The organism is Sorangium sp. So ce327 (assembly GCF_051530205.1).
GTDB lineage: Bacteria > Myxococcota_A > Polyangia > Polyangiales > Polyangiaceae > Sorangium > Sorangium cellulosum_B.
Genome location: NZ_CP150330.1, coordinates 2,017,802 through 2,044,772, shown reverse-complemented (window position 1 = coordinate 2,044,772; position 26,971 = coordinate 2,017,802). Strand labels below are relative to the sequence as shown.

The window sequence follows — 26,971 nt, the reverse complement described above, 5'->3', positions numbered from 1 at the left end:
CGACCGCCCGATGAACGTCGCCCCCCGTCCCTCCACTTTTCTTCACGGAACGCGGCGGCTCCGGTCACCAGCCCCTCGATCCATGCGCCGAGCTCGCCAAGCCCTCCGCTGCGGTATCAGCCCCCTGCTCGGGATCCGCTTCTCCGTGGCATGTGTGGAGGAAACGCTCCCCCCAGACGCGACCGGGGGCGGCGGCACTGGAAATATCCAGGAGACGAGCGACGATCGGTCGCTCGAAGCGCAGGCGGCGACCATGCGAGAAGCGGTTCCACTCCTCGAATCGGACCCCGACGTCTTCAGGCGCGCCTGGTTCTCCGGGAGGACCGACGCGATCCCCGACGTGAACCTGCTCGGCGCGAGCGGTGAGCTCACCGCGCTCGGCGAGCTCACCGTCTCGCTGCCCTGCGAGGAGGAGCGCAGCCCGTGACGGCCCGCGCGGCGGTCGCTCCCTCGACGCCTCCGCCCGCCGGCGCGGTGGCCGCCGTCCCCGCGGCCGGCGTGCAGGCCGCGCCGCTCGACTTCGCCGAGGTGTACGAGGAGATGTTCCCCTTCGTCTGGCGGAGCGTGCGCCGGCTCGGCGTGGGCGCCTCGGCGCACGAGGACGTGTGCCAGGAGGTGTTCGTCGTCGTGCACCGGCGGCTCCCGGAGTTCCTGGGCCGCTCGTCGCTGAAGACGTGGGTCTTCGGGATCGTCGTGAACGTCGTGCAGACGCACCGGAGATCGCTGCGCCGCAAGAGCCCCGCCCACCGCGGGACAGGAGAGACCGTGGATCCCGAGCTGCTCGCGGGGCCGAGCAACCTCAGCCCCTACGAGGCCATGACGAGGGCCGAGGCCGCGCGCGTCGCGCACGAGCTGCTCTCGTCGCTCGACGAGGAGAAGCGCGTGGTGCTCCTCCTCGCCGAGCTGGAAGAGATGCCGGCGGCGGAGATCGCGCGGGGCATCGGGGTGAACGTCAACACCGTGTATGCGCGGCTGAGGGCCGCTCGACAGGCGTTTTCCGACGCGGTGCACCGCCACCACGCCAGGATCCGAGGAGGCCGCAATGGATGAGCTGGGGACCGGGGAGCGAGCGCTCCTGAACGCCCTTCGTGACGAGGACGAGCCGACCGACGACGACAGACGTCGCACGCGCGCGGCCGTGTGGGCGAGGCTCGGCCTCGCAGGGACGGCGGCCACGGCCGTGGCCGCGGGCGCCGAGAGCGCCGGAGCCGCCGGCTCCGCGAGCGCCGGCGCGGCCGCGCACGCGGTCGGCCCCGCCGCCGCGAGCATGGCCGCGGGCGCGAGCACCGCGGTCGCGAAAGGCGCGGCCATCACGCTGCTCGGCGCCCCGATGAAGATCGGGCTGGCGGCGCTGGTCGTGAGCCTCGCGACGGGGGCCGCGCTCTACTTCCCGACACCGGGCGAGGCGCCCGGTGCGCAACGCGCGCAGGAGGCGGCGGAGAGCGCTGCCGAGGCGCCCCGAGCGGCGCGCGCCGCCGCGCCCTCCAGCGCCCCGAGCGACGGGACGCCTGCGTCCGCCGAGGCGAGCGCCTCCAGCAAGGCCGACGCTCCCGAGGCGTCCGGCGCGCCCGCCGAGCCGAGCGCCGCGCCCCCGGCGGCCGCCGCGGCGCGCACGACGGCGTCGCGCGCGCCCCGGGCGGCGGCCGCCGCGAGGCAGGGCTCCGAGGGGCTCGACGCGGAGATCGCGCTGCTCCGCGACGCGCAGCAGGCGCTGCAGGCGGGCCAGTTCGCGCAGGCGCTCTCGAAGCTCGACGAGCACGCCAGCCGGTACCCGCGGGGCGTGCTGTCGACCGAGCGCGAGGCGTCGCGCGCGATCGCGCTCTGCCGCTCCGGCCGCGCGCCGTCCGGCAGGGCGATCGCGGCGAGGCTGCTCGCGAAGAGCCCGGGCTCGCCGCTCGCGACGCGCGTGCGCGCCGCGTGCGGACAGGAGGAACAGGAGGAGTAGAGTGCGCGGGTGCACGTCTCGAGGTGGGCGCATGCGCCGTCGATCGTTCCGGCGCTGATCGCCGCGGCAGGGCTCCTGCCCGCGCGCGCGCTCGCGGCGCCCGCCGAGCCGCGCACCATCGATCTCCGCTGGGAAGCGCCGGCGGGGTGCCCGCCGGTCGACGAGGTCCGGAGCGAGATCGCCCGGCTGCTGGGGACGTCGGAGCAGCGCCAGCCGATCGAGGTCGAGATCGCGATCGCTCGCGAGCGCCACGAGCGCTACAGGCTCGACCTGCGCATCCGCGCGCCGGCGCCGGGCGAGCGGGTGATCCGTGGCGACGACTGCGCGTCCATGTCGCGGGCAGCGGCGCTGATCGTCGCGATGTCGATCGATCCCGACGCGGTCGCGCGGAGCGCCGCCGCGCAGCCCGCGCCGCCCCAGGCGATCGCCGCCCCCGCCGCCAGCGCGCCGCGCCCGCCGCCTCCCGCGCCGCGCCGCCCACCTCCCGCGGCGGCGCGGCCGTCCGCCGCGAACGAGCGCGACGTGGAGGGAGCGCTCTGGGTGAGCGCGCAGATCGAGCAGGCGCTCGTCCCGACGATCGGCGTCGGGCTCGCCGCGGGCGGCGGGATCCGCAGCGGCTGGTTCCGCGTGGACGGCGCGGCCGGCGTGGTGCCGTCGAGCTCGAGCCACATCGCGGGGCAGGCTGCAGGCGCCGAATTCCGGCTCTGGTTCCTCGAGGTCGACGCGTGCGCGCTCCCGCTCGAGCGCCCCATCCGCGTCTACGCCTGCGCGCTCGGCCGCCAGCACTGGCTCCGCTCCAGGGGGCGGGACGTCGACGAGCCCTTCACCCTCACGACGCCGATCTTCGCGGCCGGGCTCGGGACGCTGCTCGAATGGCGCATCGCCGCTCCCGTGAGCGTCGAGGGCGCGCTGCACGCCGTCGTCCCGCTGAGGCGGCCGCGCTTCGTCGTCGAGAACCTCGACGGCATCGTCTACCGCCCCCCGGCCGTGGGCCTCAGCGCGCGCCTCGGTCTCGCTCTCGCCTTCTGAGCCTCAGGGCAACTCCGGGCCGGCGCGCCACGCGGCCTCGATCGCGCAGCCGGCCAGCGCCCCGCGGTAGAGGCGCAGCTCGTCGTAACGCCCTCCGAAATACGGATCCTGATCGAACTGGGACCGCCCGAGCCAGTTGTTCGCGTCCTTTATCGCCGAGAGCGGAAAGCCGACCGGCGTGCTGCCGAGCAGCGCACCGTCGAGGTAGAGCGAAAGGGTCCCTGCCGCGCCGTCGAAGACCGCGGCGAGCTGATGGATCTCGGCGTCATCGAGCGTGGGCGCGGTGGTGACCTGCACCTGACCCGCGGCGCCGCTGTCGCTCGCGAGCGCGGCGATGCCCGGCGGGTCGAAGCCCGTCGAGGGGGTGATGACGAGGTAGGACCGCCCCACGCTCGAGTCGCCTTCAACGGGATTCTCACCTGTGCTGCCGATGCCGAAGTCGACGACGCGCAGGTACGCCCCTCCGCCGTTGCGGGCGACCCAGACCATGACGGTGACGTCGCGGAGCCCCGAGAGGAGACCCGCGGGCAGATCGACGTAGTCGTCCTCTCCGTCGAGGGTGAGCCCCCCTCCGCCGTCGAGGCTCGCGCCGCCGAAGATCTCGCCGTCGGCGCCGCCGACCGTATCGGCGACGACCGCCCCCACCCCGTCGAACGTGTACCGATGAGCCAGCGACGGCAGCGCATCGCAGGGGGCCGCGCCGCTGCCCCCCTCCCCGCCACCGCCCGCCTCGCCGCTGCCCCCCTCCCCGCCGCTTCCCGCCTCACCGCCGCTCAGCGCCCCACCACCACGCCCCCCTTCCCCGCTGCCACGACCACCTTCCCCGCCGCCGCCCACAACCGACGTCGGAGTCATACGGCCCACCGCAATATCCATATCTGCCCCACATCCGGACAGGCCGAGGAGCAGCACCATCATCGTAGTCTTCCGCGCGCACGACACAGGCTGATCGTAGCGCGGGTGTGCGGTCGATTCGATCACGAAAGGCGCGCGCTCCGGCGACGAGGGGGAGAGTGCTGATTCCACACGCGGGAGCCGACCATGATGTGCCGACTTGACCGAGTGTTCGCGAGTCCCTGGCTCGTCGCCGGGGGATGTCTCTTGAGCGTCTCGTGCACTGGCATCCTCGGAGGTGATGACGCTCCGGGGCAGGAACCGGGAGACGACGCCGCCGTCGCGCCAGGCGGGATGCCTTTGCACCACATGACAGCATCGGAGTACAACAACACCGTCGCCCACCTCCTGGGCACGCGCCTGCGGCCGGCGGACGGGTTCCCGGCCTCCGGCGCGAAGGGCTTCGACGCGAACGCCAGCGCGCTCTCGAGCCTCTCGCAGGTCCTCGTCCAGGGGTATTACGACGCCGCCAAGAACCTGGCGGCCGACGCGTTCTCGAACGAGGCGCAGCGCGCCCAGATCCTCGTGTGCGACCCGGCGGAGGGCGCGGGCGCGGACGACGCGTGCGCGCGCGAGATCATCGAGCGCTTCGGGCTGCGCGCCTTCCGGCGCCCGCTCGAGGCGGCGGAGGTCGACCGGTACGCGGCGCAGTACGACGACGCGGTCACCACCCTCGAGATGTCCCCCGTCGAGGCGGTGCAGCACGTCGTCCGGAGCCTGCTGACGTCCCCGAATTTCTTCCTGCGGATCGAGGTCGGCCCCGACTCGAAGCGATCGCCGGGCGCCCTCGGCGGCCATGAGATCGCGTCGCGCCTCTCGTACCTCCTCTGGAGCTCGCTCCCGGACGAGGAGCTCTTCGACGCCGCAGAGGGCGATGCGCTGGCCACCGAGGACGAGCTCCGGGAGCAGGTGGACCGCATGCTGGCCGACCCGAAGAGCGCCGCGTTCTTCCAGAACTTCTTCGGGCAGTGGCTCGGGACCCGCACGCTCCCGAGCCACAGCGTCGACACAGCGATGTTCCCGGGCTGGAACGACGAGATGAAGGGCGCGATGATCGACCAGGCCAACGCCTATTTCACCGGCTTCACGACCGGCGAGCGGCCGTGGTCCGAGTTCCTCACGGCGCCCCACCCGGAGAGCCCGCTGCTCGCGCCGCTCTACGCGAACGACCCCGAGGCCGAGCGCGCCGGGTTCCTCACGCTCCCCGCGTTCCTCACGCTGTCTTCCCGCGCCGATCGGACCTCCCCCACGTCCCGCGCGAAGACGATCCTGGCGCAGCTCTACTGCGCCGAGCTGGCCCCTCCCGCCGGCGTGGATATCCCGGAGCTCGAGGCCGCGGGAGGCGACACGGGCGCCGTCGACAACGTCCGCGAGAAGCTCGAGAAGCACCGCGAGTCGCCCGACTGCGCGGGCTGCCACGATGTCCTCGATCCCATCGGGCTGAGCCTCGAGAACTTCGACGCGATAGGCGCCTACCGGACCGCGTACCCGAACGGCGACGCCGTCGACGCGACTGGCGAGTACGGGGGCGCGAAGTTCCAGGACATCTCGGGCCTCATCCCGGAGCTCCAGAAGGACCCCCAGCTGGGGATCTGCCCCTCCGAGCAGCTCTTCACCTATGCGTTGCGCCGGCGCCCGAGCGGCGGCGACAGGGGCGCCCTCGAGGCGATCGCCGCGCGCTGGGAGAAGGGGACGATCGCGGATCTGGTGAAGCAGGTGGTGACCAGCGAGTCGTTCCGCCTCCGCGCGGCGAAGGTCGGGACGAAGTGAAGCCGCAGGCGTTGTTTCCTCACGGAACCAGGGACGAAGGAGCGATGCGCACATGAAACGCGGAATGACACGCAGGAACCTGTTGCGCGGCGCGGGCGTCTGCCTGGCGCTGCCGTTTCTCGAGAGCCTCGCGCCGCGCACCGCGCGCGGCGGGGAGCCCGGCACGCCGAAGCGCTTCTTGCTCTGCACCTTCCCGAACGGGGCGCCCCACCACTGGTGGGAGACGGCGCCCGCGTTCGGCAAGACGCTGAGGGGCGCCGATTTCAAGCTGCCGAGGGTGCTCGAGCACTTCGCGCCGGTGAAGTCGAAGATGCTCATGATAAGCCGCCTCGGCAACCACACGTGGAGCAAGCAGCAGAACGCGTTCCTCGAGCCGTCCCACTCGCGCTGCATGGCCGCGCTGTCGACCTGCGTGGACGCCGATGAGCTCGGGAGGGCCGCCGGGCAGGACCTCGGCGAGTGGGTGGGCAACGGCGTCTCGGTCGACCAGCTCATCGTGCAGAAGGCAGGCCCGGAGCAGGCGACCCGCATCCCGTCGCTGCAGACGGGGCTCGGGGTGAAGCCCGGTTTCTTCGACGGGCGCAGCTACGCCTACAATCAGGCCGTCTCCTGGAAGAGCCCGAGCGAGCCGCTGAAGCGCTCGGTCAACCCGAAGGCGGTGTTCGACGCGCTCATCAACGCGGGCGCCGCGAGCGCGCCCTCCGTGCCAGGGCAGACCGACGAGCAGGCCAGGATCGAGGCGGAGCGCCGCGCCGCGACCGAGAAGAGCGTCATCGACGCGGTGCTCGCGGACGCGAACTCGCTCATGGGCCGGGTCGGCTCGGACGATCGCAAGATCGTCCAGCAGTACCTGGACGCCCTGCGAGAGACCGAGAAGAACGTGACCCGCGTCCAGTCGACGATGACCCCATCGAGCCTGGGCTGCAGCCCGATCAGCCAGCCCGGCGTGGTCCCCGAGCCGCCGGGGCAGCAGGAGGGGCTCAACGAGAACGACAGCACGGAAGCCGGCGAGTACAAACACGAGGATCACGCGAACGTCATGATCGATCTCATCGTCATGGCCATTCAATGCGACGTGACGCGCGTGATCACCCACATGCTCGACGACGCGCGCTCCGAGTTCGAGTACCGGTGCATCCCGGCCGACGTCCGCGCGAAGGTGGGACTCGAGTACAGGGAGGGCAGCAGCCTCCATTATCACTCCTGCCAGCACGGCCCCGGCAACCTGGGCGCCACGGACGAGGGCGGGCGCTACGCGGTCGTCGAGGAGAGCAACCTCGATTTCGCGGCGATCAACTGCTGGCTCGGCCAGAAGACAGCGCAGCTCGCGCAGCGGCTCGACGCGATCCCCGAGGGGGATGGAACCGTGCTCGATCACTCGGTGATGGTCTACATGAGCGAGATGCGTACGCACGACCACGACGCGTACGATCTGCCCATCGTCCTCCTGGGCGGCGACGGCGTCTTCCTGAACGACGCGCACGTCGCGTATGGCCCCCTCGGCCAGGATCGCCAGCTCCGCGATCTGTGGTTCACCATCATGAACCAGTACTACAACCTCGGCGTCGCGTCGTTCGGCGAAGATCGCCGCGGCGTGCCGAACGCGCTCCTCGAGGAGATCCTGCGGTAGCTCTGCGGTTCACGGTCTCGATGGATGGGCTCACACCGGAGGTCGAAACGCGATGTTCGAAAGCCGCTCACGTCGGTTGGTGTCCGGGGGTCTCCATGTCGCGCTCGGGCTGCTCGTGACCTGCGCAGCAGAGCTCGGGTGCTCGAGCGACCCTTCGCCCGCGTCTCCCTCGCACGGGTCGCCTTCGCCGGAGTCGCCCTCGCCGGGCGACGGGGGCGGTCCGGGAGGCGCGCCGCCCTGCGAGGAGACGAGCGACGGGCCAGCGCTGCCGCAGGCGTTCGCGCTGAATTGCGGCGGGTGCCATAGCGCCCACGGCAAGCCGGCCGGCGGGTTTCCCGATCTGTTCGCCTTCGAGGGCACCCTGGAAGAATTCACGGCGCAGGTGCGCACGGGGCGCACGGAGGACGCGCGCATGCCGGCCTTCGGCGAGCAGCAGATCGCGACGGCCGACATCGAGGCGATCTTCGCTTATTTCTCCGCGGGAGCGCCGCCCGCGCCGGCCTGCGACGGCGGCGCGGTCGATCCCGGCGAGTGCTCCGGCGTGGACGGCGAGATCTCCCCGCTGTTCCCCTCGGCGACGGCGGGCAAGCCGATCACCACGACGGCCGCCGATGGGACGATCACGCTCGAGGCCGCAGGGCGCGTGCGCGGGCGCCACGAGAAAGAGGAAGAGTTCAGCCCGTACCAGCCGCGCTATTTCGAGAACCGGAGCTACAAGTTCATCGTCGAGGACACGATCCCGGCGGGCGGCAGCACCGTCAAGTTCACCTGGCTCCCCAAAGCCAGCGCATCGCTCAACCAGACCATCAACTTCCGCTGCTGGTATTCGGGCGAGGGCAACGTGTTCGACTCGAACAACGGCATGGAGCGCATCACGAGCACCCACTGGGAGTTCGTCGTGGATCGCAACGCCAGGGACAGCAGGGAGATCCGCGCGGGAGATCTGCTGGAGTTCGAGTTCGGCGTGTTCCTTGACGCGGGCACCGTCGAGGGGAGGACGAGCTATTACAGCGACACGTTCCGCTACCGCGTCAGCAGCGGCGAGCTGACGCCGTTCAACGAGCCGAACGAGGCGGCCCTGTCGGGCGGCGACGGGACGATACCGTACATCTACGAGGAGCCTCATCTCTATTACGAGCAGATGGCGCTCAACATCCAGGAGAGCTCTATCCAGCCCTTCCTCGAGGGGCGCCGCCTGTTCCATACGGATTTTGCCACCGGCGAGCACAGCGAAAGCGGTAACCCCGTCTTCGACGAGCACGCGGGCAAGGCGGGGCCGCTCTCGAACCAGGCGGCGTGCGTGGGCTGCCATATCAACAACGGTCGCGGCGCCCCGCCCGAGCCCGGCGAGGCGATGGAGACCGCCGTCGTGAAGCTGTTCGGCGCAGGCGCGAACGCGGACGGCGGGCCCGCCGCCGACCCGAGCTATGGCCGGCAGCTGCAGGACAAGGCGCAGGGCGGGGTCGAAAGCGAGGGTACGGCCACCGTGGCCTATAACGAGGAGCCCGGGCAGTTCCCCGATGGCACGCCGTACGTCCTGCGAAAGCCCACGTTCCGCCTCGACGGGCTCTCCGCAGGGCCGATCGCGAGCTACTCGGTCCGCGTCGCGCGCCCGCTCGTGGGCATGGGCCTCCTCGAGGCGATCGCAGAGGACGCGTTGCTCGAGCGCGCAGACGGGATGGACTGCAATCAGGACGGTATCTCGGGCCGTCCGAACCTGATCCCGGACCCGGTCTCGGGGGTGACGCGGATGGGGCGCTTCGGCTGGAAGGCGGGCAAGGTGAGCGTGCCCCACCAGGTCGCCGACGCGCTGGTGGCGGACATGGGCGTGACGACGAGCCTGTTCCCTGTCGAGGAGTGCGGCGAGGCGCAGACGGGTTGTCAGGCCGGCACGCGCGGAGATCCCGAGCTCTCCGACGAGGATCTCGACAGGCTCTCCGTCTACATGCGCATGCTGGGCGTGCCGCCGCGCCGTGACACGGCGGACCCGGCCGTCCAGCGCGGCGAGGCGCTGTTCAGCCAGGCAGGGTGCGCGAGCTGCCATGTCCCCTCGATGAAGACCGGGAGCCGCCACCCGCTCGTCGAGCTGCGGGATCAGCTCATCCAGCCCTTCAGCGATCTGCTCCTGCACGACATGGGAGAGGAGCTCGCGGACACGTCGACCAGCGACCACCTCGCGGGGCCGCGCGAGTGGCGGACGCCGCCGCTGTGGGGCATCGGGCTGCTCGAGGCCGTGAACGGCCACACCCAGCTGCTGCACGACGGTCGCGCGCGGAACGTCGTCGAGGCGATCCTGTGGCACGGCGGCGAGGCAGACGCCGCGAAGCAGCGCTTCATGGCGCTCCCCGCGGCAGATCGCGACGCGGTGGTCGCCTTCCTGCGCTCGCTCTGAGCCCCCGCCCTGCTGCGCTCGCTCCGGGCGCCCCTTCCCCGCCCCACCTCCCTTCGGCTGGCTCGGGTGCTCGGCCCGCTCGGCGTTCCGGCGCGGGAGGGGCGCGCTCGGCTCAGAACCCCGACCGGCGCGCCATCCGCTTCGAGAGCCAGCGCATGGGGCCAGGCGCCACGCGGGCGGCGAGGCTCGCGGTCTTCACGAACAGGCTCGTCTCCAGGACGTCGCGGCCCGCATCGACGGCGCGCACGATCATCTCGGCGACCTCGTCCGGGCTCTGCTTCTTGTGGCCGGGCGGGCGGTAGCCGACGTTGTCGTCGGTCACGACGGCGTTCGCGTGGAACGGGGTCTCGACCGGGCCCGGCCGCACCACGAGCACGCGCACCCCGCGCGACGAGAGCTCCGCGCGGAGCGACATCGCGAGCGCCTCCAGCGCGAACTTCGACGAGGCGTACGGGCCCATCCGCGGCGCCGCGACGAGCCCCGCGATCGAGGAGACCATGACGAGGGTGCCTTTCGTGGCCGCGAGGGGCTCGATCGCCAGCTGCGCGAGGCGCACGGGGGCGACGACGTTCAGCCGGTAGAGCGCCTCGAGCTCGGCGGGATCGATCTCGATCGACGGCGTGTAATAGCCGCGCCCGGCGTTGTTCACCAGCACGTCCAGCCGGCCGTACGCGCCGAGCGCCCGCTCGCAGAGCGCCTTGCGGTCCTCCTCGACGGTCACGTCGCCGGCCACCGCGAGGGCGTCGCCGCCCGCCGCGCGCACCTCCGAGGCGACGCCCTCGAGCGCGTCCCTCCCGCGCGCGCTCAGCACCACGCGCGCGCCGCGCTTCGCCCAGGAGAACGCGAGCGATCGACCGATTCCGCTGGATGCACCGGTGATGACGACGACGGGAGCCATGTCGGCGAGAGTACACGCTCCGCCGGTGAACCGAGCGAAATACGCTGTTCGCGCCCGACCCGGGCGCGCCAGGCACCGAGAGATCCCGCAAAGGGACGGTCGGAATGTTGCGTGGCCGCGCGCTCGAGCTGCTTTCGACCGCCCGCGCGCCTACGATGCGGGCCTTGCTTCGCTGTGCGCAGCGGCGACGCGACACCGCCCGATCCACGCCGCTCCTCAATCGTCCTCGCCCGGTGACCATGAAGAAGCCTGTCAGAACGCTGTTGGTGGGAACCCTCCTGGCGGCCGCCGCCTGCGGCGATGGCGGGCCGCCCTCAAGCGGGGCAGGAGGCGGCAGCGCGGGAGAAGGCGGTTCCGGCAACGGCGGTGAGTCCGGGAGCGTCCGTTGCCCCGGCTCGGACATCGTGTGTCCCGGGGGCGCGCGGTGTCAGATCGACGCCGAGGGCAAGCCGTCGGGCTGCGCCGCCGCGTGCGACGAGGCGCGCGCGTGCGGCGACGCGGTGTGCTGCAGCCCCGGCGCCACGTGCGTGCGCGGCGGCTGCGAGGCGGCGGACCTCGTGCTCGGGCCCCCGGAGCGAGGAGAGCCGGTCACGTTCGCCACGGTCCGCGTGGACGAGGACGCGTGCGAGCTGCTGCATGGGTGCTTCGGCGCGAGCGGCCGGCGGGCGCTCATGCGCTTCCACGTCTCGCTCGAGAACGCCGGCGACGTTCCGCTCGACCTCGGCGTGCCCTCGGAGAGCGACGTCTTCGAGCCGAACTTCTGCGAGGACAGCTACGTCGTCCCCCGCTTCTTCCGCGCGCGCCTCAGCCAGGGCGGCGCGGTTGTCGCCGAGGCCGAGCTCGACGCGCGCTGCGTCGCGATGCCAGGCGGCCAGTACGGCTGCGGCGCGCAGGGCCTCGGCCCGGGAGAGCACGTCGAGCAGCCCGGCACCGTGGCGTGCAACGCCCTCGACGTGACCGGCGTCCCGGCCGGGCTCTACGAGCTCGAGATCACCGTGAACCCGAACAGGACCGTCGCCGAGGCGCGCTTCGACAACAACACGATCGTCCTCCCGGTCGATTACCCCGCCTGCGACGGCGCGATCTGCGGCGGCGCGTGCTGTCCCAGCGGCCACGCGTGCGAGGCCGGCGTCTGCATCGTGCCCGACCTGCGCCCGGACAGGCAGCGCATCGTCGACACGATCCGGTTCTCGTACCAGACGTTCCCCAGAGACGCCTGCGAGCTCATGGAAAGGTGCATCGGCGGCCCGGGCCGGCGGCATCTCCTCGAGTTCGAGGGGCGCGTCGAGAACGCAGGGCCCGGCCACCTCGACCCCGGCCCCGAGTTCAACAGCCCGCTCTTCGAGTATGCGCAGTGCCACCAGCACTTTCATTTCCTGGACTTCACCGATTACAGGCTGGTGGACGCGGAGGGCGAGGTCGTCTCCCTGGGGCACAAGCAGGCGTTTTGCCTCGTCGACATGGAGCCCCTCGATCCTTCGTCCCCCGCGCCGCGCGGCTACCCGACCTCGGGAGGCATGGGGTGCAACTTCCTGAGCGCGGGCTGGGCCGACACCTACGACGTCGGCACGCCGTGCCAGTGGGTCGACGTGACGGACGTGCCCGAGGGGGACTACACCCTCCGCGTCACCGTCAACCCGGTCGGCGCGATCGCCGAGCAGGCGATCGAGAACAACGTGGTCGAGGTGCCCGTCCACGTCCCGGCGTTCGCGCCCTGCGAGCCCGAGCCGGAGATCTGCGGGGACGCGGTGGACCAGGACTGCGATGGGCTCCCCGATGACGGCTGCGAGGGCGAGGGGTGCGCCTCCCCGGTGCCCGAGGTGTGCGGCAACGCGGTCGACGAAAACTGCAACGGCGTCCCGGACGACGGCTGCGCGCCGATCCCGGGCGCCGACCGCTGCGAGACGCCGGGGGAGCTGGCGGGCTCGATGGATTACGCGGCGGAGATCACGGCCGGGAACACCTCCGACGTCGCGCTGCCGTGCGGCGGCAGCGGCGGCGAGGTGTTCTTCCGGTTCACGCTCCCGTCCGACGAGGTCGTGTACCTCGGCACCCTGGCGTCGGACGTCGACACGGCGCTCGCGGTGCTCGAGGGCGACGGGTGCGGCGGCCCCCCCGTCGGCTGCGCGGCCAGAAGCTGCGGCGACGCCGCGCCGGGCGCGCACTTCGCGGCCAGGCTCCCGGCCGGGACGTACACGGTCGTGGTCAAGGCAGCGCACCCCGAGGCGCTCGGCACGGTCCGCCTCAGGTTCCAGCGCGCGTCGTGCCTCGGCGAGAGGGCCGGGGTCATCCCGGGCAGCGGCCTCGTCAGCGGCGACACCACCGGGGCGCCGATCCCTCCCAGCTCCCTGTGCGGCGCGAGCAGCCCTGAGCAGACGTTCTATGTCCCCGTCTGCCCGGGGATGTCCACCGTGGTGTCCTCGTGCGGCCTGACCGACTTCCCGATGACGATCAAGACCGCGGACGACGCATGCAATCCCATCAATATCGAGTGCTTCGGCCCGCTCAGCGCATGCGCGGGCGAGAGGGAGGGCGTGAACTCCCGGATTTACGGGGCACGACCGGGAGGGAGCCTCGGCGCCATCACCGTGAAGGGGCGTACTCCGGTGGATTTCGGGCCGTACCAGATCTTCGTCACGCCATTCCAGTGACAGGGGCGCGCCGCGGGGCGTGAACACACAGCGCCGCGCCCCCATTCCACGAGCGAAGTTTGCGCTCGACCTCGGGCAATCTGCGCTAAAACCGCGCCCATGCGAGCCCACCACCGGTCCGAACGGACGCGCCTCCGGGCGCTCTCGTCCCTGTCCAGCGCGCTCGTCGCCGCGCTCGGCCTGACGTTGCCCGCCTATGCCGCGCCCCCGGCCGCAGCGCCGGCGCAGCCTGCGGCGGCTCAAGCTGCGGCCAAGCCCACGCCCGCGGCGGCGGCGCCGATCGCGACGAAGGCGCAGCCCGCGGCGGCGGCGACCAGCGTGAGCGTCGCGATCCCGGTCGAGAAGTACACGCTGGAGAACGGGCTCGAGGTGGTCCTGCACGAGGATCACCGCACGCCCGTCGTGGCCGTCAACGTCTGGTACCACGTCGGCTCCAAGGACGAGCCGCGGGGGAAGAACGGCTTCGCGCACCTGTTCGAGCACGTCATGTTCCAGGGCTCGAAGCACGTGGGCGAGGACATGTTCTTCAAGTACCTGGAGCGGGCCGGCGCGAGCGAGCGCAACGGGACGACGAACAGCGACCGCACCAACTACTTCGAGACCGTCCCCGCCAACGAGCTCGCGCTGGTGCTCTGGCTGGAGAGCGATCGGATGGGGTGGCTGCTCGACCACGCGAACGACGCGACCTTCACGAGCCAGCGCAACGTCGTGAAGAACGAGCGCCGCCAGAACTACGAGAACGCGCCCTACGGCCTCGTGCCGCAGTTCCTCCGCGCGGCCCTGTTCCCGGAGAGCCACCCCTACCACCTGCTGACCATCGGCACGCCCGAGGATCTCGACGCGGCGCAGATGGACGACGTGAAGGCCTTCTTCCGGACGTTCTACGTGCCCAACAACGCGACCCTGGTCGTGGCGGGCGACATCGACCGGAACAAGGCGAAGGAGCTCATCCAGAAGTACTTCGGCCCCATCGCGAAGGGCGCCCCGCCGCCCGTGGCGACGAAGCCCGACCCCGGGGACCTCGCGACCGAGAAGCGCCTCGACATCGAGGCGGACGTCGAGCTGCCCCGCGTGACGATCAGCTGGGTGACGCCGCCGAGCTTCGCGCCCGGCGACGCCGAGCTCGACCTCGTCGCCAACGTCCTCGCCTCGGGCAAGACGAGCCGCCTCTACAAGAAGCTCGTGTACGATCTCCAGATCGCGCAGGACGTCTTCGCGTTCCAGCAATCGAGCCAGCTCGCCAGCACCTTCCAGATCACGGCGACGCTGAAGAAGGGCAAGTCGCCCGAGCAGGCCCTGAAGCTCATCGACGCCGAGCTCGAGCGGCTGCGCAAGGCGCCGCCGACGCAGGACGAGCACGACCGGGCCCAGGCCAAGGTGCTCTCGGAGCTGGTCTTCAGCATGGAGCAGGTGACGGCCCGCGCGAACGCCATCAACAACTACAACCAGCTCACCGGCGATCCGGGGTACTTCCCGAGGGACGTGGCCAGGTACGAGAAGGCCACCGCCGCCGACCTGCAGAAGGCGACAGCGGATCTCCTGCCCCAGGGCAGGCGCGTGATCGCCCTCGTCACGCCGAAGCCGGGCGCTCCGAAGGCCGGGCGCCTCGTGAAGCAGAGCGGGGCGGCGACGCCCGCGGCGGCCGCGAAGCCCACCACCGCGGCGCCGTCGGCAGCGGCGAGCGTGCAGCCCGCGGTCGCGGCGCCCGCGGCCCCGCCGGCGGGCGCGAAGCCCGCGGCCGCGCCGGCGACCGACAAGCCGGCGGCAGCGCCGGCCCTCATGAAGCCCGCTGGCGACAAGCCCGCGGTCGACAAGCCTGCGGCCGGGCCGGCCGCGCCGAAGGGGGGTTGAGCCCATGCGCATGAAACGAACCGTCTCCGCCTCGCTCGCAGCCGTGGCGCTCGCCGCCTGCGCTCCGGTCACGTCGACGCCGCCCCCCGCGCCCCCCGGCGCGCAGCCCCCCGCGGCGGCGCCGCCCGCCGCCGCGGCGGCAGACGATTTCCGCAAATCGCCGCCTTCCCCGGGGCCGGACGTGGTCTTCCGGCCGCCGCAGATCGAGGAGGCGAAGCTCGCGAACGGGATCCGCGTCCTCGTCGTGGAGCGGCACGAGCTGCCGATCGTGGCCGTGGACGTGACGACCGTCCGCGGCGCCGATCAGGCCGAGCCGGGCGTCGGCGCGTTCGCGGGCGCGATGCTCATGCAGGGCACCAAGACCCGCAGCGCGCTCGCGCTCAGCGACGCGCTCGGCAAGCTCGGCGCGAGCTTCTCGTCCGCGGTCGGCTTCGACGGCGGCGGCGTGCAGGGCCAGAGCGTGACGCCGCGGTTCGGCGAGATGCTCACGCTGCTCGGCGACGCGTACATGAACCCGGCCTTCGCGCCGGCGGAGATCGAGCGCGAGCGGTCGCGCCGCATCACCCAGCTCGCCGAGATGAACGATCGCCCCGCGTCGCTCCTCTCCATCGCCCAGGCCCGGGTCCTCTACCCCGAGGGCCACCCGTACAACGCACCGCTGATCGGCACCGAGGCGGCGCTGAAGAAGATCACGGCGGGCGCCCTGGCGAAGTTCCACGCCGCGCAGTTCCGGCCGGAGCTGACGACCGTCGCCATCGCCGGGGACATCACGAAGGCCGACGCGGTGAAGGAGGTGGAGCGGGTCTTCGGCGCCTGGAAGGGCCCGGCCTCCGCGCCGCCCGCCCCCGCCAAGGCGGCGATCCCCGCCGATCCGCCGGCGCTCGCCGCAGGCGCGCCGCGCGTCGTCATCGTCGACAGGCCGGGGCTCACGCAGTCGACCGTGACGGTGGCGCTGCCGGGCGTGCCGCGCGCGACGGCGGACTACGACGCGCTGCTCGTGATGAACACGCTCCTCGGCGGGCAGTTCTCGAGCCGGCTCAACCTGAACCTGCGCGAGAAGCACGCCTACACCTACGGCGCGCGCTCCGGCTTCGACATGCGCCACGGAGCGGGCCCGTTCTCCGCGGGCGGCGCCATCGTGCGGGAGAACACGGGCCCCGCCGTGAGGGAGATCTTCGCGGAGATCGACCGGATGCGGAGGGAGCCCGTCACGAACGAGGAGCTCGCGGACGCCAAGGCGAACCTCATCCGCCAGCTGCCCGCGCGCTTCGAGACGGCGGACGCGACCGCGTCGACGATCGCGGGCCTCGCGGTCTACGATCTGCCGCTCGACGAGTACGCGACGCGACCGGCGAGGCTCCAGCGCATCACGCCCGCGGACGTGCAGCGGGTCGCGCAGAAGTACCTCGTGCCCGAGCAGCTCCGGGTCGTCCTGGTGGGCGACGCCGGCGCTGTCGGAGAGCAGCTCTCGGCGTTGCAGCTCGGTGAGGTCATCGTGCAGAAGGCGCCAGGCGTGGCGGCCGGACCGGCGGCGGCGGCCAGCAAGCCGGAGGCGCCCGGCAAGCCGTCGGCGCCCGCCGTGCCCCAGGCTGCGAAGCCCGCGGCGCCCGCGCAGCCTGCCGCGCCCCAGGCTGCAAAGCCCGCGGCGCCCGCGCAGCCCGCCGCGCCTCCCGCAGCGAAGAAGCCGTGAGGTACGCCGCGCCGCTCGCCTGCGTGTGCGCGCTGGCGTGGAGCGCGCCCGCCGCCGCGCAGGCGGGGCCGGCGGCCCCGGACTGGGCGTTCGGGGCGCCGGCGGGCGAGGTGGCGGTCGTCGCGGCCTGCACCGCCTCGCTGGCGACGTACTTGCTGCCTCAGCGCCGCTCGGCGTGGGGCGCAGCCTCCAGCGAGGAGCGCAACGAGACACTCGGCCTCGCCAGCGACATCACCGGCGCCGCCGCGGGCACGCTGCTTCAGCTCGGCAGCGGGTACGCCCTCGAGGGCAGCTACCTCGCGGGCGCCGGCGTCCCCCACCCCTTCTCCCGGGCGCTCAGGACGTCGCTGATCGAGCTCGAGGCGGCGGCGCTGTCGACAGGCCTCTCCAGCATGATCAAGCGGGTGTCGGGCCGGTGCCGGCCGCGCTCGTGGCGGACGGACCGATGCGGGGACACCGATCTCGACTTCGACGCCTTCCCGTCGGGCCACACGACCCCGGTCGCGGCCATCGCGGGCGTGCGCCTCAACCTCGCGCTGCGCACGACCGGCGACGCCGCGCCGCGCCTGGGCGCGCTCGCCCTCGCCGAGGCGGCGACGGTGGTGACGATGGCGCTGCGGATCGGCGCCGGCGCGCACTCGTGGCAGGACGTCGGCGCCGGCATGATCCTGGGCCACGTGACGGGCTTCGCGCTCGCAGCGATTCACCCGATCCAGCCGACCAGGACGCGGTTTGCGGCGGGCGCGCTGCCGCAGGAGCCGGGGGCGGAGCCGGCGATCGTTACTTGGTCGTGGGCGTTCTGATCGTGCGCCCGCGAGCGCGCCCCGCGCGGGCGGCGGGTGAGCTCCAGCGGAGAGGCGCCCAGGCACGCGTCAGCGGTGCGCCACGGCGAAGCCGAACTCTCTGTCCCCCGGCGGCTGTGAGATCGAGGTGTCCTCGACCTTGGGATCTGCGATGACCGAACCACCGAGGTACAAATAGACGATGTTCTCCTCCGTGATCGCGATCGTGAGATCCGAGTACCCGTCGCCGTTGATATCACCGGGAGAGCCAAGGCGCTGTCCTGTCCTGTCTTCGATGGCGTCTCTGTATATGGCCGTATCCGGTTCGTCCAGCTCCGACTCATTGCCACCGAGGTAGACAAGCACCTTCGGGGAGCGGTCCGCGACGGCGAAATCGTCGAACCCGTCGTTGTTGAGATCGCCCACCCCAGCAACGGTGATGCCGAACGCGTCGTCGCCTGCGAGCGTGACGTCCGGCGCGGAGCTCAACCCCTGAGGTCCGCCGAGGTAGAGGTACGCGTGGCTCGTCTCGTACGACCCGAGGATGACGTCGCCGAAGCCGTCGCCATTGACGTCGCCAGCGGCGTCGAGCGACCTTGCGAACCTTGAGCCACCGGACGGATCGACCAGCTCTACTTTGGGTGTGGTATCGAACCCTTTGCCGGGGTTCCCATGGTAAATGCGCACGACGTCGCCGTCGGACGAGTAGAACAACACCATGACATCCGAGAATCCGTCGCCATTGACGTCGCCGGCCGACGACACCATCGTACCAACGCTGCCCGCGCTCTCCACGCTCTGACCAAACTCTAGCGCAATGGGCCCGTCGAGCGCTGCCGAGCCTCCCAGGTACACGTAAGCGGTCGGCTCAGAAAAGCCGGTTCCCGAGACGAGCACATCGCCGAACCCATCTCCGTTGACATCACCGGCAGAAGCGACGTAGGGACCTAGCTCACCCAGCGCCGAGATCCCTTCGAGTGTCTCGTAGTCTGCCCTGAACCGATCGCCGCCACCACCGCGGTAAATGTATGCCTTATCGTGATAGGTTGCTCCCGTCAGCGCATCGGCATAGCCGTCGCCGTCCACGTCGCCCGCGCACGACAGGGACATCCCGAAACCATCGTTCCGGCCGTTCGGGCTGAACACCAGGCCATCGTCGTCCATGCCGAGCTGCTCAAGAGGCGCCCCATAGTAGAAGTAGATCGCATTCTCGGCCACGAAGCTGTATGCACTTATAGCGATATCGTCATAGCCATCGGCGTTGTAATCGCACCTGGCTCGGCCGACGTTGATCCATCGCGCCCGCGAGAACTCCGAGCAGGAGTCTCGCGAGCAGGCGCGCACGCGCCAGTAATAGCGCCGCCCGACGGGCGGCAGGAGCGCTATCGGCAGATCCTCCTCCGGCTGGAACTCGGTGTGTTCCGTGGTGGCCGAGATCGCGTCCGTCATATCTGGATCGGCGCTGTACTGTAGCTCGTACTCGATGGGCGCGTCGGTGGGCGACACGGAGGCCTCCCACACGAACCGGGGTCGCTTCGAGCCGCTCTTGCGCAGGGCGCCGAGATAGGCATCGTTCTTCGGGAGCCGCAGGACGGGCACCGACGGCGGCTCTCCGGAGCCGCCGTCACCCCCGACGGACGACGTCGATCCGCTGCCGCCCGCTCCCGCGTCGCCGCCGCGGCCGGCGATATCGACGAACTCATCGAGGCCCAGAATCTGGCCGCAGCCGGTGACCAGGCCGATGGCGACCATCGCCACCGCACCGGCTCGATGAACTCCACCTTTCGCACCAGCTCGCATGAGATGCCATGAAATCATGGGGGTTCATGAAGGTCAAGCGACTCGCTCGCACTGGCTCTCGGTCTGGGAGCGGTGGAGATCGCTCTCTTCCGGGATGCAGGCACGAGCCCATGACGAGCGCTGCACGCCGCGCGGGCGCGACTGCGCGCCGCGATCCATCCTCGCGCCATGCCCATCTTCGAGAAGCGCACGCGCATCGCCGCGCCCCCCGAGCGGGTCTTCGCCTTCCACGAGCAGCCCGACGCCCTCGAGCGCCTCACGCCCCCCTGGGAGCACGCGCGCGTGCTGGAGAAGACCGGCGGCATCCTCGTCGGCGCGCGCGTGGTCGTGGAGACGCGCGTCGGCCCCGTCCCGCTGCGCTGGGTCGCGGAGCACACGCAGTACGAGCGGGGGCGGATGTTCCAGGACACGCAGCGCAGCGGGCCGTTCAAGCGCTGGGTGCACACGCACCGCATGGACCCCGACGGCTCGGGCGGCTGCTACCTCACGGACCGCGTGGAGTACGAGCTCCCGCTCGGCGCGCTCGGCCAGCTCGGCGGCGGCCTCTTCGTCCGGCGCAAGCTGGAGCGGATGTTCGATTACCGCCACGAGGTGACGCGACGGGCCTGCGAAGCCCCGCCGCGGTAGCCCGCTCGCCGACCGCCGCGTCCGCCGCACGGCCCGCACGTCCCCCGGTTGCCAAGGCGTACGCCGGACCCAAGTTGCTCCCAGTGCCGCGGCTCGCGGCGACGGCAAGGAGAAGGAGCATGGCTATCTACCGTTGCGGCCGTTGCGGCTCGATCAACCGGGTTGCGGACCAGCGGATCAAGGATCGGCCCGTCTGTGGCCGCTGCAAGGCTCACCTCGACACGACGGGGGCTCCGCAGCCGGTGGACGGGGCCGCGCTCGAACAGGCGATTGCGAGCTCTCCTGTCCCCGTCCTTGTCGACTACTGGGCCACCTGGTGCGGCCCGTGCCGCGTCGTCGCGCCGGCCCTCGACGAGCTCGGCCGCAGGAATGCGGGCAAGGTGCTCGTCCTCAAGCTCGACACTGACGCCGATCCGGCGGAAGCCGGGCGCCGGCGCATCCAGGGGGTGCCCACCTTCGTGCTCTTCAGCGGAGGGCGAGAGCTCGATCGCCGCAGCGGCGTGACGTCGCGCGCCGATCTGGAGCGCTGGATCGAGACCAGGGCCGGGCAGCCCTCCACGCGCGCGAGCCACGTTTGAGCCCGCGCCGCGGGCCGCGGAGGGAGCGGAGCTGGGGAGCTGGGAGCCGAGAAGAGCGGGTGACGCGACGCGCCTGGTCGACGTCATCAGGGCGTCTTCAATCGAGCGTTGCGCGTCCGGCGACGCAAGCGTGGCGTTGAAGAATTGGTTCATTCCGGGTCGGTTGACGCAGCCATTTGGATTTCTGCGTGCCCCCGATGTGCTGGTGTGAGGTGGGCGCGGGAGGCAAGCAGAACTTGGCCGCTCACCACCCTTTCGGCGTAGTCACGCGCCGTGCCGAGCACACCGCACGAGGTTTTGATCGTCGCATTGCGTGAGCAGCCGGGGCTGCTCGGCGCGCTCGTCTCCAAGCTCACCGGCGTGCGGCTGCCGCGGCGCCTCAAGCCCGCCGACGCCACGCTCCGCTTCGTGAAGCCGGCGGAGCTGCGGCTCGATCTCGTCCTTCATGGCGGCCGGCGCCGCTGGGTCCTGGTCGAGCTGCAACGCAGCGTCGACCCGGCCAAGCGCCGCCGGTGGCCGCTCGCGGCCAGCCTGCTCTTCAGTCAGACCGGCGCGCTCGGCGACGTGATCGTCATCACCGCGCGCCGCGCCGTCGCCCGCTGGGCCGAGCGCGTGGCGTGCGTGCGGACGCGCCTCGGGACCTTGCTCCAGCTCAAGCCGGTCGTGCTCCACCTCGGCCACGCCGAGGGCAAGGCGCTGCTCGACGAGCGCCACCCGGAGCTCGCGCTCTTCGCGGCCTGGGCCATGCAGCACCGCCATGGGCCTGCGGCGCGCGCCGTCGTCGAGCGCGCGTTCGAGCTGACCGAGAGGCTGCCGCGCGCGTTGCGACGGGCCCAGCAGCGTGCGATCCTCTCCGTGCTCAGCGAGCGAATGCTGGAGTTCCTCAGAGAGGCCTCGATGAATCCCGACAAGATCCCGGAGACACCCGCTGCCCGGAAGCTTCGCCTCTTCCTCGAAGCACAGGGACGGAAGAAGGGCCGGGCCGAGGGCGAGGCCAAGGGCCGGGCCGAGGGCGAGGCCAAGGGCCGGGTCGAGGGCGAGGCCAAGGGCCGTCAAGACGCGCTGCTCACGCTGCTGCGGGCGCGCGGGCTCTCCCCCTCGGAGAACGACGAGGCGCGCATCCGGGCCTGCGCCGACGCGGCGAAGCTCGATCGGTGGATCGCGCAGGCGGCCACGGCCACGACGGTGCGAGAGGCCCTCGGAATGAAGGCCTCGGGCGCGAGGGCTCGCCCCCGCACGCCGGGTCGTCCCCGGCCGGCCTCCCCGTCGCGCTCCTGAGGCGCCCCCCGCCGGCCTCGCTCGCCTCAGCGCACCCGCCGGGCCAGCACAGCCGAGCCGACGCGCTGGCTCGGCGTTCGCTCAGGTCGTCCCCGGGGCGCGCGGCGCGGAGCTCGCCTCCCCTCGCCCGAACGCGGCGGCCGCCGTCCCGCCGCGCGACGCCCGGTAGCGCGCCAGCTCCCCGAACTGCGCGAGCCGCGCGCGCACGATGTTCCTGCTGATGCCGAGCAGCCTGGCCGTCTGGAGCTGGTTGCGATCGCAGTAGCGGTACGCCGTCCGGATGATCGTCTCCTCGATCTGCTCGTGCAGGTTCGGCAGGTTCTGCTCGAACAGCGCGAGCAGCGCGCCCTCCAGCGCCGTCGGCCTGACCTGGGACACGGCGTCCGTCGCCCCCTGCTCCGGCGGAGGAATGCTGGCCCCGGCCTTCGGCTGGAGCGCCGTCAGGCGCAGATCCGCCGGGGTGACCTCCTGGCCTTTGCAGACCAGGAGCGCGTGGTGCATCGCGTTCTCGATCTCCCGGATGTTCCCGGGCCACGGGTGCCCGAGGAGCCGCGCCGTCGCCTCCGCCGTGAGCACGGCCGGCCCCGAGCCGAGCCGGTGGGCGTAGAGCTCGAGGAAGTAGCGCGCCAGCGGGAGGATGTCGCCCGGCCGCTCGCGCAGCGGCGGGAGCGCCAGCGTCGCCACGTTGAGCCGGTAGAAGAGATCCTCGCGGAACTTCCGCGCGATCACCGCCTCCTCCAGGTTCACGTTGGTCGCCGCGATGAGCCGCACGTCGATCGCGATCGGCTGGCGCGAGCCGAGCCGCACCACCTCGCGCTCCTGCAGCACGCGGAGCAGCTTGACCTGGAGCGGCAGCGACAGATCCCCGATCTCGTCGAGGAACAGCGTCCCGCCTTCCGCGGCCTCGAACCACCCGGCCTTCGAGGTCGTCGCCCCCGTGAAGGCGCCCTTCTCGTGGCCGAACAGCTCGCTCTCGACGAGCGACTCCGACCAGGCGCCGCAATTGACCGCCACGAAGGGCCGCCCCCGCCGGTGGCTCAGCGTGTGGATGTGACGGGCCACGATCTCCTTGCCCGTGCCGGTCTCCCCCGTCACGAGCAACGTCGCGTCGCTCGGCGAGAGCTGCCGGATCCGATCGAGGATCGCCTGCGAGCGCGGATCCTCGAAGACAAGCGCCTTGGCGCGCACAGAAAGGGCCAACGAGCTCGTGTTGGGAAGCGTGAGCAAGGGCATCGTCATCGGGCTCAACTCACCATGATAGCGGATGGTTCGTCCATTATAACGGATGGCCCTGCCATACGCCAGAGATCTTTCTCTGGCGCGGCCCCACCGGTTGTCCCAGAGGACTTCGGGCCTTCCGTCACGCTGCGCCTCGATCCGTCGCGCTAGGCCTCGAGGAGGTAGCCGCGCACCTCGTCGACGAGGGCCTTGATCTCGTGATCGGTGCGGGACCTCGGGCGCGGCGCGCTGACGGGGACGACCTGCTTGATCCTCCCGGGCCGGGGCTCGAGCACGACGACGCGATCGCCGAGGAACACCGCCTCCTCGACGTCGTGCGTGACGAGGATCATGGTGATCTTCTCCTCCTGCCAGATGCGCTGGAGCTCCTGCTGCAGCTTCGCGCGGGTCAGCGCGTCGAGCGCGCCGAACGGCTCGTCGAGCAGCAGGATGCCTGGCCGGTTGACCAGCCCTCGCGCGATCGCCGCCCGCTGGGCCATCCCGCCGGACAGCTGGTGCGGGTACGCCCGCTTGAACCCGGACAGGCCCACGAGCTCGAGGTGCTCGTCGACCGCGCGGGCCTTCTCGGCGTGCGTCCACGCCGAGCTCTCGAGCCCGAGCGCGACGTTCTGCTCGATGGTGAGCCAGGGGAAGAGCCGGTGCTCCTGGAAGACGATGCCCCGATCGAGGCTCGTCCCCTCGACGCGCGCGCCGCCGACGAGGATGTCGCCTTCGTAGTCGCCGTCCAGCCCGACGAGGAGCCGCAGGAGCGTCGATTTGCCGCAACCGCTCGTGCCCACGACGCTGATGAACTCGCCGGGGTGAATGGTCAGGCCGATCCCCCGGAGGACCTCGAGGGGCTTGTCCTTGACCACGTACTTCTTGCTGACATCGCGAATGTTGATGACTCCAGGCGAGCCCATGAGTTCCTCCTCGAAGCAGATGAAGCAGACGGAATCAGACGTTGACGACGTTGACGACGTTGACGACGTTGGCGACGTTCACACGCCGCGGACGCGCCATCGCAACAGGCGGTCTTCCGCGGCCTTGGCCAGCGCGTTCAGGCCGAAGCCCACGAGGCCGGACACGATCAGCCCGACCAGCACGACATCCATGGCGAAGCGCTCGCGCCCGTCCACCATCAGGCTGCCGATCCCGGGGGCGGGCTCGAGCAGGTACTCGGCCCCGAGCGTGCCGAGCCACGCGTAGATGAGCCCCTGGTGCACGCCCGCGAAGAGCGACGGCGCGGCGGACGGCAGGATGACCTTGCGGAGGGTCTGCCACCGCGAGAAGCGGAGCACCCGCGCCACCTCGATGTGCTCGACACCGACGCTGCGCACGCCTTCATAGGTGTTCACGACGACCGGGTAGAAGGCGGAGAGCGCGATGAAGGCGATCTTCGCCTGCTCGCCCACGCCGAGCCACACCGACATGAGCGGGATCCACGCGAACAGCGCGACCTGCTTCGCCGCGTGGAAGCTCGGTGAGAACAGCTTGTCGGCGGTGCGCGAGACGGCGAGCAGACCGCCGACGGCGCCGCCCGCGACGATCCCGAGCGCGAGCCCAAGGAGATCCCGGACGAGGCTGGCGCGCAGGTGTGCCCAGAGATCGCCGCTCTCGTGCAGCGCGCTCGCGGCCTTCCAGACCGCGAGCGGCGGGACCAGGATGCGGGTGTTGGCGAGCTCGTAGCGGCAGACCACGAGCCACGCGACGAACAGCAGGACGGGCAGGACCAGGCCGCGCCGCAGCCGCGGCTGGATCAGAGCATGGGTGATGGCGCTCATCGTGTGGGTTCTTCGGTGAGGTGTTAGAGGGCGGCGCGCCGCCAGCGGAGGAGGCGGGCCTCGATCGCCTCGAGCCCCTTGTCGAGCGCGAGCCCGACGATCCCCACGACGAGGATCGCCGCCAGCACCACGTCGAGCTGGAACAGCTGGCGGCCCCAGACGATCAGGAACCCGACGCCCTCGGACGAGGCCAGGAGCTCGACCGTGACGAGCGACAGCCACGCCTGCGTCAGGCCGTAACGGACGCCGACGGCGATGGACGGCACCGCGGCGGGGAGCACGACCTTCCGGAGCAGCTGAGCATGGCTGAAGCGGAAGACCCGGGCCACCTCGATGTACGATCTCGGCACGTTCTTGATGCCCTCGAACGTGTTGATCGCCACCGGGATGAGGCTCGCCTGCGCGATGAGGATCAGCTTGAGCGACTCGCCGATCCCCGCCACCATCATGACCAGCGGCAGCCACGCGAGCGCGGGGACCTGCGCGAGCGCCTTGAAGAGCGGGTGGACGTGCTCCTCGATCCGCCGCGAGAGCCCCATGGCGATACCGAGCGCCAGGCCCGCCGCGCCGCCCGCGGCGAAGCCGCCGAGGACGCGACCGAGGCTGATGGCGATGTTCGTGTGCAGATCGCCCGAGCTCGCGAGCTCGGTCAGCGTCTGCACGACGAGCCCTGGCGCGGGCAGGATCTGCGCCGGTATCAGCTCGCGCTGCGAGGCGTAGCTCCACGCGAGGAGGAGCGCCGCCGGGAAGACGAGCCCCACGGCGACGTTGCCCACCTTCCGCGACAGGAGCCGGGAGGCGCCGCCCGCGGGCAGCGCCACGTCGGGCGCCGCGAGCTTGTAGCCGGCCTGGGTCTGGCTTTCTTGAATTCCCTGCTGCGTCATCTTGGTTGCCTTTCTCTCGTGGCGTTCCGCCCCTGCGCTAGGCCCCTTCGCCGCGCGCTCCTCTCATGACCTCCCGGGGTGCTTGACCTTCCCGTTCACGTCGAACTCGGGCCAGTAGCCCTCGAGGTTCAGCTCCTTCAGCGCCGCGTTCAGGAACCGCAGATCGATCCAGGAGTCGACGTCGAAGGTGTTCCTGATCAGCCCGAACCGCTTCGCGTCGGCGACGGCCGCCTTGTAGCGGGAGATCAGGTATTCATCGAACAGCGGGCTCGCGCGCACCTTGAGCGAGTCGCCCGTCTGATCTGCCTTGAAGTTCGAGTACGGCACCCCCGACTTGGACCAGAGCTGGTAGATCGGCGCCGGGTTGGCCTCGTTCTGCGCGATCCAGTGGGCGGCCTGCACGACGACCTTGACGACGCGCCTCGTGATGTCGGGATACTTGTTCGCGAAGTCCTCGGTGACGATCAGGTGGGCGTGCCGCAGGTAGGCCGGCGAGTCGTTCTTCGTCGAGTAGACGATCTTGGCGACCCCCTGATCCTGGAGCGTGAGCAGGTCGTACCCGCCGAAGGCGGCGTCGATGTCTCTCGTCGCCAGCGCCGCCTTCGCGGTCGCGCTGTCCATGTTGAGGATCCGGAGATCGCGCTCCGACAGCCCGCTGCCCGCGAGGATCTTGTTGACGGCGAGCTGCAGGTTCGTGCCCTTGAAGAGGGCGACCTTCTTCCCCTTGAGGTCCGCGAGCGACGCGATCGACGAGTCCGCCGGGACGGCGAGGTACGTATGCTGCCTCGTCGACACCCCCGCGAGGAGCTTGGTCTTGAGCCCCCCTGCCCTGCCGATGCTCGACGGCAGGTCTCCCTGGAGCGCGAAATCGAGCAGCCGGTTCGCGTACGCCTCGTTGACCGCGGGCCCGGCCCCCTTGAAGAAGGACCACTCGATCTTGATATTGTCCTTCTTGAACTCCTCCTCCAGGAGCCCCCGCGCGTGCACCACGCTCAAGCTGCTACCGCCCACAAAAGGCCGGTTCCCGATCCCCACCCCCGCAAACGCCACCCGGATAACGCCAGGCGCCTCCGCCCGCGCCACATGCGCCGACAACGTCAAAATCACCGCGACCAACATCTGCACAAAAATCAAAGCTCGTCTCATAATTCTCCTCTCTGCTTTCCTTGCCACGCACCGCCGCCAGAGGGGGGCTCGCCCGCACAGGAGACGGGCCCAGATCGGCGTTTTCGGCGCGCAGGCGTACTCACGTACGCCGAGCACCGAAAAC

General features: G+C 71.2%; 22 protein-coding genes. 14 read left to right on the top strand and 8 right to left on the bottom strand.

What is annotated here, in order from left to right:
- Positions 1–253 precede the first annotated feature (253 nt).
- From WME95_RS07680 to WME95_RS07665, 4 genes are read left to right on the top strand one after another with little or no spacing between them, the layout of a single operon-like run.
- Positions 254–427: a hypothetical protein gene (locus WME95_RS07680; protein ID WP_437907761.1), complete on the top strand. Its 174-nt coding sequence runs from the start codon at positions 254–256 to the stop codon at positions 425–427.
- Complete coding sequence (locus WME95_RS07675) at positions 424–1,050, top strand: RNA polymerase sigma factor (RefSeq protein WP_437907760.1); 627 nt, start codon at positions 424–426, stop codon at positions 1,048–1,050. Before WME95_RS07680 ends, WME95_RS07675 begins: the two co-directional genes overlap by 4 nt.
- Positions 1,043–1,945 (top strand): hypothetical protein, encoded by a 903-nt coding sequence (locus WME95_RS07670; RefSeq protein ID WP_437907759.1) that lies wholly within the window; start codon positions 1,043–1,045, stop codon positions 1,943–1,945. Before WME95_RS07675 ends, WME95_RS07670 begins: the two co-directional genes overlap by 8 nt.
- A gap of 9 nt (positions 1,946–1,954) precedes the next feature.
- The gene (locus WME95_RS07665) at positions 1,955–2,974 is read left to right on the top strand and encodes a hypothetical protein (protein WP_437907758.1); all 1,020 of its coding nucleotides are present in this window, start codon (positions 1,955–1,957) and stop codon (positions 2,972–2,974) included.
- Positions 2,975–2,977: 3 nt separating this feature from the next.
- Here WME95_RS07665 and WME95_RS07660 read toward each other — a convergent pair whose 3' ends face one another.
- Positions 2,978–3,829: a LamG domain-containing protein gene (locus tag WME95_RS07660; protein WP_437907757.1), complete on the bottom strand. Its 852-nt coding sequence runs from the start codon at positions 3,827–3,829 to the stop codon at positions 2,978–2,980.
- 348 nt (positions 3,830–4,177) lie between these two features.
- Between WME95_RS07660 and WME95_RS07655 the strand changes: the two genes are divergently transcribed.
- The 3 genes from WME95_RS07655 (at position 4,178) to WME95_RS07645 (ending at position 9,660) form a co-directional block, all read left to right on the top strand.
- Positions 4,178–5,638 carry a DUF1592 domain-containing protein gene (locus WME95_RS07655; protein ID WP_437907756.1) on the top strand — a complete coding sequence of 487 codons (1,461 nt, stop codon included), beginning with the start codon at positions 4,178–4,180 and terminating at the stop codon, positions 5,636–5,638.
- Positions 5,639–5,690: 52 nt separating this feature from the next.
- On the top strand, positions 5,691–7,268 hold the full coding sequence (locus WME95_RS07650; protein WP_437907755.1) for a DUF1552 domain-containing protein: 1,578 nt from the start codon (positions 5,691–5,693) through the stop codon (positions 7,266–7,268).
- 79 nt (positions 7,269–7,347) lie between these two features.
- Positions 7,348–9,660: a di-heme oxidoredictase family protein gene (locus WME95_RS07645; RefSeq protein ID WP_437907754.1), complete on the top strand. Its 2,313-nt coding sequence runs from the start codon at positions 7,348–7,350 to the stop codon at positions 9,658–9,660.
- A gap of 112 nt (positions 9,661–9,772) precedes the next feature.
- On the opposite strand, the gene WME95_RS07640 is transcribed toward WME95_RS07645, so the two are convergent.
- A complete protein-coding gene (locus tag WME95_RS07640; RefSeq protein ID WP_437550521.1) occupies positions 9,773–10,558 on the bottom strand; it encodes an SDR family NAD(P)-dependent oxidoreductase in 786 nt (261 codons plus the stop codon).
- 266 nt (positions 10,559–10,824) lie between these two features.
- Here WME95_RS07640 and WME95_RS07635 point away from each other — a divergent pair, with 266 nt between their 5' ends.
- From WME95_RS07635 to WME95_RS07620, 4 genes are all read left to right on the top strand, one after another.
- Positions 10,825–13,209, top strand: coding sequence for a lysyl oxidase family protein (locus WME95_RS07635; RefSeq protein WP_437907753.1), 2,385 nt, complete (start codon positions 10,825–10,827; stop codon positions 13,207–13,209).
- 99 nt (positions 13,210–13,308) lie between these two features.
- Positions 13,309–15,060, top strand: a complete 1,752-nt coding sequence (locus WME95_RS07630; protein ID WP_437907752.1) for a M16 family metallopeptidase — start codon at positions 13,309–13,311, stop codon at positions 15,058–15,060.
- A 10-nt stretch (positions 15,061–15,070) separates the two neighbouring features.
- The gene (locus WME95_RS07625) at positions 15,071–16,750 is read left to right on the top strand and encodes a M16 family metallopeptidase (RefSeq protein WP_437907751.1); all 1,680 of its coding nucleotides are present in this window, start codon (positions 15,071–15,073) and stop codon (positions 16,748–16,750) included.
- A complete protein-coding gene (locus WME95_RS07620; RefSeq protein WP_437907750.1) occupies positions 16,747–17,553 on the top strand; it encodes a phosphatase PAP2 family protein in 807 nt (268 codons plus the stop codon). Before WME95_RS07625 ends, WME95_RS07620 begins: the two co-directional genes overlap by 4 nt.
- Positions 17,554–17,622: 69 nt before the next feature.
- Here the strand turns inward: WME95_RS07620 and WME95_RS07615 are convergent, their stop codons facing one another.
- Positions 17,623–19,284: an FG-GAP repeat domain-containing protein gene (locus tag WME95_RS07615; RefSeq protein WP_437910961.1), complete on the bottom strand. Its 1,662-nt coding sequence runs from the start codon at positions 19,282–19,284 to the stop codon at positions 17,623–17,625.
- Positions 19,285–19,500: 216 nt separating this feature from the next.
- Here WME95_RS07615 and WME95_RS07610 point away from each other — a divergent pair, with 216 nt between their 5' ends.
- From WME95_RS07610 to WME95_RS07600, 3 genes are all read left to right on the top strand, one after another.
- The gene (locus WME95_RS07610; RefSeq protein ID WP_437550511.1) at positions 19,501–19,959 is read left to right on the top strand and encodes an SRPBCC family protein; all 459 of its coding nucleotides are present in this window, start codon (positions 19,501–19,503) and stop codon (positions 19,957–19,959) included.
- 119 nt (positions 19,960–20,078) lie between these two features.
- Entirely contained in the window at positions 20,079–20,537 is a 459-nt protein-coding gene (locus WME95_RS07605; protein ID WP_437907749.1) for a thioredoxin family protein, read from the top strand.
- Positions 20,538–20,846: 309 nt separating this feature from the next.
- Entirely contained in the window at positions 20,847–21,815 is a 969-nt protein-coding gene (locus WME95_RS07600) for a hypothetical protein (RefSeq protein WP_437907748.1), read from the top strand.
- An 81-nt stretch (positions 21,816–21,896) separates the two neighbouring features.
- On the opposite strand, the gene WME95_RS07595 is transcribed toward WME95_RS07600, so the two are convergent.
- The 5 genes from WME95_RS07595 to WME95_RS07575 all read right to left on the bottom strand — a co-directional run bounded on the left by WME95_RS07595 (position 21,897) and on the right by WME95_RS07575 (position 26,847).
- A complete protein-coding gene (locus tag WME95_RS07595) occupies positions 21,897–23,048 on the bottom strand; it encodes a sigma-54 interaction domain-containing protein (RefSeq protein ID WP_437910960.1) in 1,152 nt (383 codons plus the stop codon).
- Between the two features lie 152 nt (positions 23,049–23,200).
- Complete coding sequence (locus tag WME95_RS07590) at positions 23,201–23,956, bottom strand: ABC transporter ATP-binding protein (RefSeq protein WP_437907747.1); 756 nt, start codon at positions 23,954–23,956, stop codon at positions 23,201–23,203.
- A gap of 78 nt (positions 23,957–24,034) precedes the next feature.
- Positions 24,035–24,817: an ABC transporter permease gene (locus WME95_RS07585; RefSeq protein WP_012233958.1), complete on the bottom strand. Its 783-nt coding sequence runs from the start codon at positions 24,815–24,817 to the stop codon at positions 24,035–24,037.
- A 23-nt stretch (positions 24,818–24,840) separates the two neighbouring features.
- Positions 24,841–25,701 carry an ABC transporter permease gene (locus tag WME95_RS07580; protein WP_437550503.1) on the bottom strand — a complete coding sequence of 287 codons (861 nt, stop codon included), beginning with the start codon at positions 25,699–25,701 and terminating at the stop codon, positions 24,841–24,843.
- Positions 25,702–25,764: 63 nt separating this feature from the next.
- Positions 25,765–26,847 carry an ABC transporter substrate-binding protein gene (locus tag WME95_RS07575; protein WP_437907746.1) on the bottom strand — a complete coding sequence of 361 codons (1,083 nt, stop codon included), beginning with the start codon at positions 26,845–26,847 and terminating at the stop codon, positions 25,765–25,767.
- Positions 26,848–26,971: the final 124 nt, after the last annotated feature.

Coding starts and splice junctions, on each gene's coding strand:
- WME95_RS07680 (WP_437907761.1), top strand. CDS start 254: ATGCGAGAAGCGGTTCCACTCCTCGAATCGGACCCCGACGTCTTCAGG.
- WME95_RS07670 (WP_437907759.1), top strand. CDS start 1,043: ATGGATGAGCTGGGGACCGGGGAGCGAGCGCTCCTGAACGCCCTTCGT.
- WME95_RS07660 (WP_437907757.1), bottom strand. CDS start 3,829: ATGACTCCGACGTCGGTTGTGGGCGGCGGCGGGGAAGGTGGTCGTGGC.
- WME95_RS07655 (WP_437907756.1), top strand. CDS start 4,178: ATGACAGCATCGGAGTACAACAACACCGTCGCCCACCTCCTGGGCACG.
- WME95_RS07650 (WP_437907755.1), top strand. CDS start 5,691: ATGAAACGCGGAATGACACGCAGGAACCTGTTGCGCGGCGCGGGCGTC.
- WME95_RS07640 (WP_437550521.1), bottom strand. CDS start 10,558: ATGGCTCCCGTCGTCGTCATCACCGGTGCATCCAGCGGAATCGGTCGA.
- WME95_RS07630 (WP_437907752.1), top strand. CDS start 13,309: ATGCGAGCCCACCACCGGTCCGAACGGACGCGCCTCCGGGCGCTCTCG.
- WME95_RS07625 (WP_437907751.1), top strand. CDS start 15,071: ATGAAACGAACCGTCTCCGCCTCGCTCGCAGCCGTGGCGCTCGCCGCC.
- WME95_RS07615 (WP_437910961.1), bottom strand. CDS start 19,284: ATGGTCGCCATCGGCCTGGTCACCGGCTGCGGCCAGATTCTGGGCCTC.
- WME95_RS07610 (WP_437550511.1), top strand. CDS start 19,501: ATGCCCATCTTCGAGAAGCGCACGCGCATCGCCGCGCCCCCCGAGCGG.
- WME95_RS07605 (WP_437907749.1), top strand. CDS start 20,079: ATGGCTATCTACCGTTGCGGCCGTTGCGGCTCGATCAACCGGGTTGCG.
- WME95_RS07595 (WP_437910960.1), bottom strand. CDS start 23,048: ATGCCCTTGCTCACGCTTCCCAACACGAGCTCGTTGGCCCTTTCTGTG.
- WME95_RS07590 (WP_437907747.1), bottom strand. CDS start 23,956: ATGGGCTCGCCTGGAGTCATCAACATTCGCGATGTCAGCAAGAAGTAC.
- WME95_RS07585 (WP_012233958.1), bottom strand. CDS start 24,817: ATGAGCGCCATCACCCATGCTCTGATCCAGCCGCGGCTGCGGCGCGGC.
- WME95_RS07580 (WP_437550503.1), bottom strand. CDS start 25,701: ATGACGCAGCAGGGAATTCAAGAAAGCCAGACCCAGGCCGGCTACAAG.
- WME95_RS07575 (WP_437907746.1), bottom strand. CDS start 26,847: ATGAGACGAGCTTTGATTTTTGTGCAGATGTTGGTCGCGGTGATTTTG.